Origin of the sequence: Methylobacterium sp. J-077 (genome assembly GCF_022829365.1) — a bacterium.
Taxonomy (GTDB): domain Bacteria; phylum Pseudomonadota; class Alphaproteobacteria; order Rhizobiales; family Beijerinckiaceae; genus Methylobacterium.
The window spans coordinates 39,180-51,978 of record NZ_JAKSYJ010000037.1 but is presented as its reverse complement, the minus strand read 5'-3'; the positions used below and the strand labels follow the sequence as shown (position 1 = coordinate 51,978).

15 protein-coding genes are annotated in these 12,799 nt (G+C 70.0%); 11 read left to right on the top strand and 4 right to left on the bottom strand.

The annotated features are described in order from the left end of the window. The first annotated feature begins 12 nt into the window (after positions 1-12). Entirely contained in the window at positions 13-420 is a 408-nt protein-coding gene (locus MKL11_RS01925; RefSeq protein ID WP_058193747.1) for a hypothetical protein, read from the top strand. Between the two features lie 20 nt (positions 421-440). Here the strand turns inward: MKL11_RS01925 and MKL11_RS01920 are convergent, their stop codons facing one another. Further along, positions 441-2,273, bottom strand: coding sequence for a cation:proton antiporter (locus tag MKL11_RS01920; RefSeq protein ID WP_243939754.1), 1,833 nt, complete (start codon positions 2,271-2,273; stop codon positions 441-443). Between the two features lie 378 nt (positions 2,274-2,651). On the opposite strand from MKL11_RS01920, the gene MKL11_RS01915 reads away from it, so the two are divergent. The 5 genes from MKL11_RS01915 (at position 2,652) to MKL11_RS01895 (ending at position 6,142) form a co-directional block, all read left to right on the top strand. Next, positions 2,652-3,914 (top strand): ATPase, encoded by a 1,263-nt coding sequence (locus MKL11_RS01915; RefSeq protein WP_243939751.1) that lies wholly within the window; start codon positions 2,652-2,654, stop codon positions 3,912-3,914. Continuing rightward, positions 3,911-4,555, top strand: a complete 645-nt coding sequence (locus tag MKL11_RS01910) for a hypothetical protein (protein ID WP_243939749.1) — start codon at positions 3,911-3,913, stop codon at positions 4,553-4,555. Before MKL11_RS01915 ends, MKL11_RS01910 begins: the two co-directional genes overlap by 4 nt. A gap of 75 nt (positions 4,556-4,630) precedes the next feature. Further along, the gene (locus tag MKL11_RS01905; RefSeq protein WP_243939747.1) at positions 4,631-4,870 is read left to right on the top strand and encodes a DUF4160 domain-containing protein; all 240 of its coding nucleotides are present in this window, start codon (positions 4,631-4,633) and stop codon (positions 4,868-4,870) included. Continuing rightward, a complete protein-coding gene (locus MKL11_RS01900) occupies positions 4,863-5,252 on the top strand; it encodes a DUF2442 domain-containing protein (RefSeq protein WP_243939745.1) in 390 nt (129 codons plus the stop codon). The genes MKL11_RS01905 and MKL11_RS01900 overlap by 8 nt, the downstream gene beginning before the upstream one ends. Positions 5,253-5,290: 38 nt before the next feature. Next, positions 5,291-6,142 (top strand): AAA family ATPase, encoded by an 852-nt coding sequence (locus tag MKL11_RS01895; RefSeq protein ID WP_243939742.1) that lies wholly within the window; start codon positions 5,291-5,293, stop codon positions 6,140-6,142. Between the two features lie 3 nt (positions 6,143-6,145). Here MKL11_RS01895 and MKL11_RS01890 read toward each other — a convergent pair whose 3' ends face one another. Beyond that, positions 6,146-7,075, bottom strand: coding sequence for a class I fructose-bisphosphate aldolase (locus MKL11_RS01890; protein ID WP_243939740.1), 930 nt, complete (start codon positions 7,073-7,075; stop codon positions 6,146-6,148). Positions 7,076-7,248: 173 nt separating this feature from the next. Here MKL11_RS01890 and MKL11_RS01885 point away from each other — a divergent pair, with 173 nt between their 5' ends. After that, complete coding sequence (locus MKL11_RS01885; RefSeq protein WP_243939739.1) at positions 7,249-7,773, top strand: SixA phosphatase family protein; 525 nt, start codon at positions 7,249-7,251, stop codon at positions 7,771-7,773. A gap of 4 nt (positions 7,774-7,777) precedes the next feature. Here MKL11_RS01885 and MKL11_RS01880 read toward each other — a convergent pair whose 3' ends face one another. Beyond that, positions 7,778-8,809, bottom strand: a complete 1,032-nt coding sequence (locus MKL11_RS01880; protein ID WP_243939737.1) for an alpha/beta fold hydrolase — start codon at positions 8,807-8,809, stop codon at positions 7,778-7,780. Positions 8,810-9,003: 194 nt separating this feature from the next. Between MKL11_RS01880 and MKL11_RS01875 the strand changes: the two genes are divergently transcribed. Together MKL11_RS01875 and MKL11_RS01870 are read left to right on the top strand one after the other, a co-directional pair. Continuing rightward, complete coding sequence (locus MKL11_RS01875; RefSeq protein ID WP_243939735.1) at positions 9,004-9,486, top strand: Hsp20 family protein; 483 nt, start codon at positions 9,004-9,006, stop codon at positions 9,484-9,486. Positions 9,487-9,639: 153 nt separating this feature from the next. Then, positions 9,640-10,641 (top strand): GNAT family N-acetyltransferase, encoded by a 1,002-nt coding sequence (locus tag MKL11_RS01870; protein WP_243939733.1) that lies wholly within the window; start codon positions 9,640-9,642, stop codon positions 10,639-10,641. 150 nt (positions 10,642-10,791) lie between these two features. Here the strand turns inward: MKL11_RS01870 and MKL11_RS01865 are convergent, their stop codons facing one another. Next, positions 10,792-11,244, bottom strand: a complete 453-nt coding sequence (locus MKL11_RS01865; protein WP_243939731.1) for an RNA polymerase subunit sigma-70 — start codon at positions 11,242-11,244, stop codon at positions 10,792-10,794. Between the two features lie 209 nt (positions 11,245-11,453). Here MKL11_RS01865 and MKL11_RS01860 point away from each other — a divergent pair, with 209 nt between their 5' ends. After that, entirely contained in the window at positions 11,454-12,314 is an 861-nt protein-coding gene (locus MKL11_RS01860) for a Kdo hydroxylase family protein (RefSeq protein ID WP_243939806.1), read from the top strand. A gap of 18 nt (positions 12,315-12,332) precedes the next feature. Then, a complete protein-coding gene (locus tag MKL11_RS01855; RefSeq protein ID WP_243939729.1) occupies positions 12,333-12,632 on the top strand; it encodes an antibiotic biosynthesis monooxygenase family protein in 300 nt (99 codons plus the stop codon). The last annotated feature ends 167 nt before the right edge of the window (positions 12,633-12,799 follow it).

Here is a 12,799-nt window from a genome sequence, read left to right as displayed (position 1 = left end):
AGGAGGCCTGCGATGGCGGTCATCCTGCGGAATGTGACGGATTTCAAGCGGTTTCTCGGGAAGCCGGGCGCGACGATTCAACTGGTGCGTAACACCTTCATGGATCGCCAGCCCGAGACGACCCGGGAGGCCTACCGCGCCAAGGGCATGTACGCGCCCCGTGCCGTGCAGGCCCTGTCGCGCAAGGCCGCGGTGTTCACCCTGCGAGGGTTCCCCGGGACTGTCTGGCTGTACTGGGACAAGGGTGCCCGGGGCTGGCGCTTCTCGGGGGACACCGTGACCGTCCCCCTGGTCACCGGCCTCGGACCGGCGGACGAACTCGTCTACCGGTGCAGCTTCGCCGACGGCTTCGAGCCGGCGCCGCGCAACCGCGTGACCCGGCAGCCCAAGCACGCCGAGGCGCATCTAGCCCCGGCGTAAGGCTGTCCGCGGCCGTCGGCTCAAGCTTCCTGGCGCGCCGCAACCTCTTTCTTGGCCGGCGGCTTGCCGAGGGCCTTTCCCACCGTGCGCCGGGCGCGAAAGATCGGCTTTGCCTCGTTCTCGCGCTTTTTGAGCAGCGCGCGGTACTCGTCCCGCCGCTCGTGGATCGACGCGATGACGAGGCCCATCGGCACGCCGACATCGACCAGCACCGCCTCCGACAATTGCAGCGAGGCCTCGATCGTCTCGGGCACCGCGTCGTCGACGCCGAGCTCGTACAGGGCCGAGGCGTGGCGGGCATCGCGGGCGCGGGCGACGATGGTCAGGTCCGGCCGCTCCGCCCGGGCCGCCGTCACCGCCTGCTCGACGGCCCGCGGGTTGTCGAGGGTGACCACCAGGGCGCGAGCCGTGGCGATGTCGCAGCGGCGCAGGATCTCGGTGTTGCCGGAATCCCCGAAATAGACCGGCGCGCCGGCGCGGCGCTGCTCGGCCACCCGGGCCGCGTCGGAATCGAGGGCGAGGTAGGGGATCCCGTGCCGGTCCAGCATCTCGCCGACCTGGCGGCCGACGCGGCCGAAGCCGGCGATGATCACCCGGTTCTCGACCCGGTCCGGCAGCGGCTCCGACTTCATGGCAGCCTGGGCGGAGCTCGTCGCGCGCCGGCCCAGCCGCCGGCCCAGAGCCGCCAGGGCCGGGATCATGATCATCGTGACGGTGGTCACGATCAGGGCGGCCGCGCCGACATCCTCCGGCACCAGCCCGGCGGCGACGGCGCCCCCGATCAGCACGAAGGCGAATTCGCCGCCCGGCCCGAGGAGCAGGGCCGCCTCCAGCGCCACAGGACGGGAGATCTTGAGGGCAGGGGCCGCCATCATCACCACGGCGGCCTTGATCAGGACCAGCGCCAGCGACAGGCCGAGGATCGCCCCGGGCGCCGCCATGAGCTGGGCCGGGTCGAGGTTCATGCCCACGGAGACGAAGAACACGCCCAGCAGCAGGCCCTTGAACGGGTCGATGGTCGCCTCGATCGCCCGGCGGTACTCGGTCTCGGCCAGCAGCAGCCCGGCCACGAAGGCGCCGAGCGTCATCGACAACCCGCTCGCCGCCGCCGTCAGCGCGGTGCCGACGATGACCAGCAGGCAGGCCGCCATGAACAGCTCGGTGGAGCGCGTCCGCGCCACCAGCTGGAACAGCGGGCGCAGGGCCAAGCGGCCGGCGACCACGATCAGCAGCAGCGCGACGGCGGCCTGGCCCAAGGCCATGGCCAGCGCCCAGCCCTTGTCGCCCTCGTCGCCGCGGCCCAGCACCGCGATGGCGAACAGCACTGGGGCGACCGCGAGATCCTGGAACAGCAGGACCGCGAAGCTCGCCCGGCCGGAGGGCGCGTTGAGCCGCTTCTGCTCGGCGAGCACCGGCAGCACCACCGCGGTCGACGACAGCGCGAGCCCGATGCCGACGATCGCCGCGCCGGCGAGCGGCACCTGCAGCCCGTACAGGATCGCCCCGAGGATCAGCGCCGAGCAGCCGACCTGCAGCGAGCCGAGGCCGAAGACGAGCCGGCGCAGGGTCCGCAGCCGCTCCCACGACAGCTCGACTCCGATCATGAACATCAGGAAGATCACGCCGAACTCGGCCAGATGCGCGATCTCGGTGCGGTTGCCGATGGTGAAGAGGTGGACGTAGGGATGGGTGTCGGCGAGACGCCCGAGGCCGAAGGGTCCGAGCAGGGCGCCGGCGCCGATGAAGCCCAGCACCGGGGAGATCCGCAGCCGGTGGAACAGCGGCACCACGATGCCCGCGGTGACGAGGAACAGGATCGCTTCCTTGTAGGAGCCGGCGTGAACCTCTGGCATCGGCGGCGGATCGAACCTCGTATTTTCGACCGGTGCGGAAGCCGATCACGGATGCGCGATCATGGGTCGGCACCGCGCGCCGGGCAACCGCTTTCGGCCACCGCAAGGCCGGCGAGGTGCGCTCTGACACAAGCCGGATACACATGTCGGGTGAGACATTTCAGCCACCCGGGCGGCGCTTGCGGGCGATCCACCGGGGAAGGGGTGCAGGGCGGCCCAAAATCGGCACAATGCCCGCCTACACGCTGGAGTTAACCGGGGGTTACGTTCGGCCAGGGCCGCGCCTGCATTTGAGCATCCTCTCGAAAGGTGGTTTCCAGCTTTCGAAAAAAGGTGATGCGGAAATTGCAGGGATGCGCGCGCCCGCGACAGGACCCGATGGATGTGACGAGGCCGATGATCTCCATCAAGTCGATATTCTCCGGTCCCGCGGCGCCACCGAGTCGCGACCTCGCCCGCGAGCGCCGCCAATGGAAGCTCGAATCGGACCGGTGGCAGCACCAGCGGCACGTCGATCGCGGCTACCGCATCAAGTGGGGCTACGTCGCGATCGCGTACCTCGTCGAGTTCATGGTGATCGGCGCCTCGCTCTGGGGCGCGTGGCTGTTCGCGGGCGTCTACAGCGACGGCGACTGGCACGCCTTCTACTTCATGCTGCTGGCGCCCCTGGTCTACGCCGCCGTCGAGCTGTGCCGCGTGCCGCTCGGCATCCTGGCCCGCACCCAGCGCTCGCATTTCGTGCGCGGGCTGGCGGTGCTCGGCATCATCTTCGCGGCTGGCGTGACCACCAAGTCGGTGTCGCAGCTCGGCGAGATGATGTTCCATCCCCGCCTGATGGAGGCGGCGCGGACCAAGACCGCCCTCAAGGACGCTCAGGCCGACCGCGCCACGATCGGCGACCGCATCAAGGCGGCGGACGAGCGCGTGGCGCAGTACACGGCGGAGCTCGACCAGATCGAGAAGCGGTCCTCCGACAACGCCCAGCAGCTCGCGGGCCTGCCGGCCCAGCGCTGCGAGCGGGTGTTCGGCACCAACAGCAAGGGCCGCAAGTACCAGAACCTGAAATGCGTGGCCGATCCGCGCGTGGCCGCCCTGTCGGCGGGCGTCACCAAGGCCTCGGCCGATCGCGCGGTGCTGGTCAAGAACCTCGAGGAGGCCCGCAAGGCGCGCGCCGCGCTCGATCCCGGGGCCGCCGACCGGCGGGTGGCCGATGCCGAGCAGGGCTACCGTAACGCGGTCAACCGCTCGCAGCTGCACTCCTTCACCGCCATGGTCTACGGCGTCGACCCGATCGACGTGACGGAGAGCCAGGTCCACGCCTTCCTGCGGATCTTCGTGTTCCTGCCCGCCGTCTGCGCCGCCTTCGCGTCGACCATCCTGGCGCTCTGCGCGGTCTCCACCCGCCGGACCTTCATGGATGAGGACGACCTCGGCGCCGCCGTGAACCCGGAGGCCGCGCCGTTCATGCTGGACGCGATCGCCGACGCGCTGCGCTCCAACCCCGAGCCGATCATGCCCCGGGCGGCCAACGCCACCGGTGCGGTGATCCCGATGAACCGGCCGGCCCAGGGCCAGCAGAGCCTGCCCGGCCAAAACCTTCCGGGCCAGCAGTCCCTACCTGCCGCGGGAGCCGGCGCATGAATTACGTCGCCGGCGGCACCCCTGAGAACGTCGCCCTCGCCCAGCAGGTGAATTCCCGCCTGCGGGCGGATTCGAGCTACGTCGCGGCCCGGGCCTTCCTGTTCCGGGCGCTGGGCTTCGGCGCCTTCGCGTGCCTGTCCGGCATCGGCGTCGGGGCGGCGGCCTATGGCTGGGCGACCCTCAACCAGTTCGACACGGCCGCGGAGAAGATCGCCGCCGCCATGCAGGCCGCACTCTCGGACGTGACCCTGAAGACCAAGGGCGAGGTCACGCTGACCGACAACACCCTCAAGCTCGAGGGCCTGCCCAAGCTCGGCGGCGGCACGCCGACGCCGACCAAGGCCCAGCTCGGCAGCGATGCCGCCCCGGCCTCGAAGGCCGCCGTGAACACCACCTTCACGGTGTTCAAGCAGGTGCCCTATCTCGACGGCCAGATCGTCACCGGCTGGAACTTCAAGGACAACGCCGACCAGCCCTACCAGCAGTATTGCTACTTCTCCCGGCGCTCCAACGAGTCGAAGGGGCAGGTCGAGATCAAGATCGACCTCGCCATGGACGGCAAGACCCTGCCGCAGCCGCAGAAATCCGACGTGAACCTGGAGATCCTGGCCCGGAACTGCGTCTGGCACGAGAAGGGTTAGGCCACCTCGCCCGCTGGGCGGCGCGTTTACGTGGTCCAGCGCCCCTGCTAGGTAACCCAACATGATGGGTTACCGATGGCAACGATTCTTCGAGCCGGTGGGCTGCGTGTCATCATCTTCGTCGACGACCACGAGCCCGCCCATGTGCACGTCTTCGGGGACGGGCATGCCAAGATCAATCTCGTCTCATCGACCGGCGAGCCCGAACTCGTCTGGTCGGCGGGCATGAGCCGGGTCGAGCGCCTACGGGCGTTGAGTCTCGTCTCCGAGCATCGGGACCTGCTGCTGGCACGCTGGGAGGAGATCCATGGCTGATCCGACCGACGCCTCGGCCACGCCGCGCGGAGCGCCCCCTGGTCCTCGGGCCGAGACGGCGCGCTACGATCGCGCGCGGGGCCGCGTGGTGCTCGACCTCGACAACGGATGTACCTTCGCCTTTCCACCACGCTTGGTCCAAGGCCTGGAAAGCGCGGACGAGGATCAGATCGCCGAGATCGAGCTCCTGGGTTCCGGCTACGGCCTGCACTGGGAAACCCTGGACGTGGACATCTCGGTGCCCGGTCTGTTGGCCGGAATTTTCGGCACGCGCGCCTACATGGCCGCGCGGGCCGGGCGCGCGACCTCTGCCGCCAAGGCCGCGGCGGCGCGCGCCAACGGATCGCGGGGCGGACGCCCGCGCAAGACCGCACACAGTTGATACGCGCCCCTGATTCTCCCGGCCGAGGCAAGCGACCGATGCGATTTTCCGGAACCGAGTCCTACGTCGCGACCCCCGACCTGACCGCCGCGGTCAACGCCGCCGTGGTCCTGGAGCGTCCGCTCCTGGTCAAGGGCGAGCCCGGCACCGGCAAGACCGTGCTGGCGGAAGAAATCGCCAAGGGGCTGGGTGCGCCGCTGATCGTCTGGAACATCAAGTCGACCACCAAGGCCCAGCAGGGCCTCTACGAGTACGACGCGGTCTCGCGGCTGCGCGACTCGCAGCTCGGCGACCCGCGGGTCTCGGACATCGGCAACTACATCCGCCGGGGCAAGCTCTGGGAGGCGTTCACAGCCCCCGAGCGCCCGGTGCTGCTGATCGACGAGATCGACAAGGCCGATATCGAATTCCCCAATGACCTCCTGACCGAACTCGATCGGATGGAGTTCCACGTCTACGAGACCGGCGAGACCGTGAAGGCCGTGCGCCGGCCGATCATGATCATCACCTCGAACAACGAGAAGGAGCTGCCGGACGCGTTCCTGCGCCGCTGCTTCTTCCACTACATCAAGTTCCCGGACGCCGAGACGCTGATGCGCATCGTCGACGTCCATTATCCGGGCATCAAGCACCGTCTGGTCGAGGAGGCCCTGCGGGTGTTCCTGGAAACCCGCGAGGTGCCGGGCCTCAAGAAGAAGCCCTTGACCTCGGAACTGCTGGACTGGCTCAAGCTCCTCGTCTCCGAAGATATTTCGCCCGAGACCCTGCGCGAGCGCGACGGCCGCAAGCTGATCCCGCCCCTGCACGGCGCCCTGCTGAAGAACGAGCAGGATGTCAGCCTGTTCGAGAAGCTCGCCTTCATGATGCGCCGCGAGCAGCGGGGCGGCTGAGCCTCAGCCGTCCTTCCCCGCGTAGATATCAGTGATCTGCCCCAGCAGCTTCAGGGCATCCGCCTTGGAGCGCTGGAAGGCGTTGCGGCCGACGATCGAGCCGAAGCCGCCGCCCGCCTGGATGGCGCGGATCTCATCGAGGAATTTGTCTTCCTCGGCCTGGGCGCCACCCGAGAAGATCACGATCCGTCGCCCGTTGAAGGCACATTGCACCACGTGGCGCACCCGCTCGGCCGCGGTGCCGATCGGGATGCCGGTCGATTCGTAGACCTTCTTGGCAGCCGGTTGCTCGATATGGGCGGTGGGCAGCTTGACCTTGATGATGTGGGCGCCGAGTTGCGCGGCGATCTGCGCCGCGTAGCCGATCACGTCGATGGCGGTCTCGCCCTCCTTCGACAGGGCCGAGCCGCGGGCATAGGACCAGATCACCACGGCGAGGCCGACGCTCTTGGCCTCCTCGGCGATCACCCGGATCTGGCCGTACATGGCGTTGCGGTGGGTCGAGCCGGGATAGATCGTGAAGCCGATCGCGCAGGCGCCGAGCCGCAAAGCATCCGCCACCGAGCCGGTGATCGCCTGCTCGGGATCGTCCTCGTCCGCGAGCAGGTCGTGATCGTTGAGCTTGAGGATCAGCGGGATCCGCCCGGCGTAATCCCGCGCGCCCGCCTCCAGGAAGCCCAGCGGCGCAGCGTAGGCATTGCAGCCCGCCGCCAGGGCGAGCTCGAAATGGTAATGCGGATCGTAGGCCGCCGGGTTCGGGCCGAAGCTGCGGGCGGGGCCGTGCTCGAAGCCCTGGTCCACCGGCAGGATCAGCATCTTGCCGGTGCCGCCGAGCCACCCGTGCTCCAGCATCCGGGCGAGGTTGGTGAGCGTGCCGGGGCTGTCGGCCCCGTACCAGGACAGGATCTCGGACACCCGGAGCGATCGATCCATCGCGCGACCTCCTTCGACAGAGGCCGCTATCCACGGCTTGCCCTGCTTCGGCGGCCCCGGTTTCCGAACCGGGCAGGGCTGCCGAGGTTCCCGCGCGCCGCGCTTTCGGCTAACCGGGCCCCGGCGCGAATCCGGCGCCTGTCGAGACTCCCACGCCGAGAAGGGCTCGCTCCATGCGCAGGCTGATCCTGTTGCGGCACGCCAAGTCGGACCGTCCGGCCGGCGTCGCCGACCACGAACGGCCGCTCAACGACCGCGGCCGCCGGGCCGCGCCGGCCGTGGGCGCCCACCTTGCCGAGGCGGGCTTTCGGCCCGACCTCGCCCTGGTCTCGACCGCCACCCGCACCCGCGAGACCTGGGAGGCGGTGGCCGCCGCCCTCGGCGCGCCCGAGGCGCGGTTCCACCGGGAGATCTACGAGGCGCCGGCGGAGCGGATCCTCGGGGTGATCCGAGGGGCGCCCGACGCGGCCGAAACCGTGATCGTCGTCGGCCACAATCCGGGGCTGGGCGACCTCGCGGCGACCCTGGCCGGGGAGGGGGCCCGCAAGGAGCTCGCGCGCCTCGCCACGGAATTCCCGACCGCCGCCTACGCGGTGATCGCGTTCGACGCCGCATCCTGGTCGACGGTCGTCCCGGGGCAAGGCCGGCTGGAGCGGTTCGTGCGCCCGCGGGACATCGACCCGGAGTTGGGGGGCTGACGGCTCAGGCCACTGGCACGGCCGTGTGCGCCTCCACCTCCAGGTGGGAGGGCAGGGGCGAGCCCGGCACGAAGGCGTCGAAGGCCGCCCAGAAATCCTGCCGGATGGCGTCGCGCTCGCTCAGGATCTCGTGCCGGGAATCCGGCAGGACCAGGATGTGGCCGGCCTTCAGCCGCGCCGCGAACCGCTCGGTCTCCAGGGTCCCGCAGACCGGATCGGCGCCGGCCGCGACGATCAGGGTCGGCAGGGTGATGCGCGGGGCGGCGCGCGGGTCGCGCAGGCGCGCCATCGCCCGGAACGCCTCGGCGAGCCACGCGATCGTCGGGTCCCCGACCGCGCCGGCGCCGACCTGCCGGGCCGCGGCCGCGTTGCGGGCGTAGCGCACCGGATCGCGCGACAGGCGATTGCCTGCATAGGGCTTGGTGGCGATCGAGACCGGCTTGCCGAGCGGGATGTAGCGGTCGCCCAGCCCGATCCGGTGCAAGACCCGCGACAGGAACGCCGCCCCGGCGGGCCAGCGCACCATCCGGACCGACAGCATCGGCGCCACCGTGACCAGCCGCCGGAACGGCAGCCAGCCGTCGAGCGCCCCGATCAGGGCGACGCAGCCGCCCATCGAGTGCGCGAGGCCGACATGCGGCTCGGGCATCAGCGGCACCAGCACCGTCTCGGCCACCGCCCTGAGATCGATGCGGTAATCGTCGAACCGGCCGACATGGCCCTTGTGCGGGTCGTCGACCCGCCGGTCCGACTCGCCCTGGCCGCGCCAGTCGAACGCCACCACGGCGAAGCCGCGCGTGCGCAGATCCTGGATGGTCTCGTAGTACTTCTCGATGAATTCGGCCCGGCCCTGGAGCAGGCAGACCGTGCCCCGGCAGGTCCGCGCCGTACTCTGCCAATAGGCTGCCCGCAGGGTGCAGTCGTCGCGGGTGCCGACCGCGATCAGGGTGCCTCCGGGCGGCACCGGATTGTCCGGCGTGCCGCGCAGGGTCAGGAGCGGCGGCTCCCGCCCGATATCCCCGTCGAACCGTCTCACGGGCCCACCTCGTTTCGTCCGCGCGCCAGCGTGACCGTAGCCGAAAAAATCCCGGACTCCGCCCTCGCCGCGGGTCTTGAACGCCGATTTTTCGCCCCCGATATTCCGTCTGTGCCGGCCGTCAGGCGGCACGAAAGACGGGTCCGGCCCATCGGGCGGACCAATTCTGCATGTTGCTCAGACGAGGATATGTCATGCGTCAGTTCGATCTCGCCCCCCTGTATCGGTCCACCGTCGGTTTCGACCGGCTGTTCTCCGCCCTCGACCAGTTCGCCACCGCCGAGGCGGCGCCGACCTACCCGCCCTACAACATCGAGCGGACCGGCGAGAACGCCTACCGCATCACCGTCGCGGTCGCCGGCTTCACCGAAGCCGACCTGTCGATCGAGGTCCGGGAGAACGCCCTCACCCTCAAGGGCGAGCGCAAGGCCGAGGCCAAGGCGGAGTTCCTGCACCAGGGTATCGCGGCCCGCGCGTTCGAGCGCCGCTTCCAGCTCGCCGACCACGTCCAGGTGACCGGTGCGGCCCTGGAGAACGGCCTCCTCCATATCGACCTCGTCCGCGAGGTGCCGGAGGCGAAGAAGCCCCGCCGCATCCAGATCGCCACGGCCGGCACCCCGTCCGCGCCGGTGATCGAGGGTGACGTGCGCAAGGACGCGGTCCAGCAGGCGGCCTGATCCGGCCGCAGGCTTGAAGACCGGCTCGACTGATGGAACGCCTCGGCCCCGGCCGGGGCGTTCTCGTGTCGCGGCTGTCATAATGGCGTGTGCGCTTCGTGCTCTCTATCCGTCCGGACGGTGCATAACCGTGCACCCGGAGTGAACCCGACCATGGTCGCCAATCTCGCCCGCGGAGCCTACAGCGCGCTCGGAGCCGGCTGGCACAAGGGCGTTCAGGGTATGCAATGGGGCGTCGGCGCGCCGATCGCGAAGCTGCGCCGCCGGCACGCGCTGATTCAGGCCGGCCCTGCGGGCATCGCGGATGTCCTGTCGGCCGAGCGGGCGATCCGCCTGCCCGAGCCGTTCGAGGGCCGCAGCCTCGGCCGGATCGGCAACCTCGAGGTGCGGCTCGCGTCGAAGAAATCCGAGATCCGGCGGGCGCAGCGTCTGCGTTTCAAGGTCTTCTACGAAGAGATGGCGGCGATCCCGACGGGCCTCGCGGCTTTGTCGCGAAGAGATTGCGACGGCTACGACGCGCTCTGCGACCATCTCCTGGTCCTCGACCATGCCGCGCCGCGGCGGAAGAAGCCGTTCGTCGAGCACCGTCCGAAGGTGGTCGGCACCTACCGGCTGCTCCGCGGCGAGGTGGCCGAACGCCATGCCGGCTTCTACTCCGAGGGCGAGTACGACCTGGAGCCGCTCCTGGCCGCCCAGGGGCACCGGCGGCTGCTCGAGCTCGGCCGCTCCTGCGTGCTCAAGCCCTACCGGGGCAAGCGCACCGTCGAGCTGTTGTGGCAGGGGATCTACGCCTACGTGCTGCACCACCGGATCGACGCGCTGATCGGCTGCGCCAGCCTGGAGGGCACCGATCCGGACCGGCTGGCCCTGCCGCTGTCGTTCCTGCACCACCACGCCCGCGCCCCGGAGGCGTGGCGGGCCCGGGCCCTGCCGGAGCGGGCGGTGGCGATGGACCGGCTGCCGCGCGAGGCGGTCGATCCTAAGGCGGCGCTCCAGGCGTTGCCGCCGCTGATCAAGGGCTACCTGCGGATCGGCGCGACCTTCGGGGACGGCGCGGTGATCGACCGCCAGTTCGGCACCACCGACGTGTTCGTGGCGCTCCCGGTCGAGGCGATCGGCGCGCGCTACCGCGGGCATTTCGCGCCGACGAACTGAGCCCGTAAAAATCCCGGATTCAAAAGGTCGACGACCTTTTGCGGGTGCAGGGCAGAGCCCTGCGAGAGCCCCTGAGAGGCATGCGAACTCGGGGCTGCGTGCCCCGAACCCTGCCAAAGGGCTGCGAGCCCCTTAGAATCCCATTCGTTCCTACAGATCCCCGAGCGCCAGCTGGCCCTGGTTGCGCGCCTTGGCGGGGGTCTTGGGGGCGGCCGCCTTGCGCTCCTTGGCACGGGACGTTGCCAGGGGCGGCTTCTTCGGCTTGGGGTCGCCGCGCATGCGGGCAAGCGCCTTGTCCCGGGCCACCGCCTCGGGGGCCTGGGGATCGTCCGACAGCCACTTGCCGCGCTTGATCACCTCGTTGACCCGGCCCTGGTTGACCCCGACCTTGAAGGCGATCTCCTGCTGGGTCATGCCGGTGGAGGCGTGCAGGTCGAGGATCGCCCGGGCGAGTTCGGGGGTCATCTTCTGGCCGGTCAGCCGGCGGGCCGGCTTGACCGTGCGGGTGGCGCGGTCGCGCTCGCGCAGGCGCTCCAGCAGCGCCAGCGCCATGTTCATGCCGTGCTCGCGCAGGGCTTCCTCGAATTCCTTCAGGGTCGCCATCGGCGCCATCCTCCGCCGGGCTCGTGGGCCGGTATGCGGAGGGGAACGTGCCGGGAACGCGGCGGTTGCGCAAGCGCTCCGGGCCGCGGCCCCGGGCGGTGCCAGTGGACGGGCGATGTCATCCACCGGAAATGCGGACCCTGGCCTCCCGGCGGCAGCTCGGCTACAGGATTGCGCCCCTCCGGCACGGCAGGCCCGGCCCGCACACGATGATCAGCCCGATCCGCACCGTCGCCCCCGGCGAATCCGCCGGCTCCCTGGCCCGGGAACTGGAAGCCGGCGCGGTGCTGCTGTTCCCGGACCTGCCGTTCCCGTTCAGCGACTTCGAGAAGCGGTTCACCGAGCGGCCCTTCGCGGACGGCAAGGCCAAGAACGTCAACATCCGGGGCGAGGCCGCGGAGCTGCGCGGCGCCGCCGGCACCCCGGAAGAGCAGGAAGCCCTGCGCCAGATCCTGATCCGCTACCGCGCCTTCGCCCGGGACCTGATCGGCACCTACCTGCCGGACTATGCCGACCGGGTGAGCCTGGCCGGCACCTCCTACCGCCCCTTCGACGTCGACCGGCGCAAGCTCAGCTGGCGGCGCGACGACACGCGGCTGCATGTCGACGCCTTCCCGTCGAACCCGATCGGCGAGAAGCGGATCCTGCGGGTGTTCCGCAACATCAACCCGTCGGGCGAGCCGCGCCGCTGGCGGGTCGGCGAGGATTTCGGCTCGATGGCGGAGAAATTCCTGCCGCGGGTCCCGCGCTACTCGGCCCTCTCGGCCCACGTGCTCGCCGCCCTGCGGATCACCAAGGCAAGGCGCTCCGAATACGACCACCTGATGCTGCACCTGCACGACGCCCTCAAGCAGGACGAGACCTATCAGGCGAGCGCTCCGCAGGCCGATGTCGCGTTCCGGCCCGGTGCCACCTGGGTGACCTTCTCAGACCTCGTGATGCACGGGGCGATGGGCGGCCGCTACATGCTGGAGCAGACCGCCTACCTGCCGGTGGCGGCGCAGGCCGATCCCGCCTTGAGCCCGCAACGCATCCTGGCGGCCAAGCTCGGCCGCCCCCTCCACGCGTAAGGATAAGGATTCGACGTCATGATCCTCGAAATCGCACAGATCGAGATCAAGCCCGGCATGGAGACGGCGTTCGAGGCCGGCATCGCCGAGGCCGCGGCGATCTTCAAGGCCGCCAAGGGCTGCCGCGCCTTCGAGGTGCGCCGCTCGATCGAGCATCCCCAGCGCTACCGCCTGATGATCCACTGGGACACGCTGGAAGCCCACACCAAGGACTTCACCGGGTCGCAGCCCTGGCAGGATTATCGCGCCCTGGTCTCGCACTGCTTCGCCGGGCCGGTCTCGGTGGAGCACACCGAGCAGGTGCTCAAGGCGTTCTGATGTTTTGGATTCTGCCCTGCGCTCGCCGTGACGGCGGCGGACGCCCGGGCATGCCGTGACCTGTGACAAGTTCGGGGACCCGCTCCCATAAAGGCTCAAGCCTACACAGGTTTCGGTCTTTGAGCAGGCCACGGCGTTTCGCGTCATGGGCGCGGCCCCTCACCCGC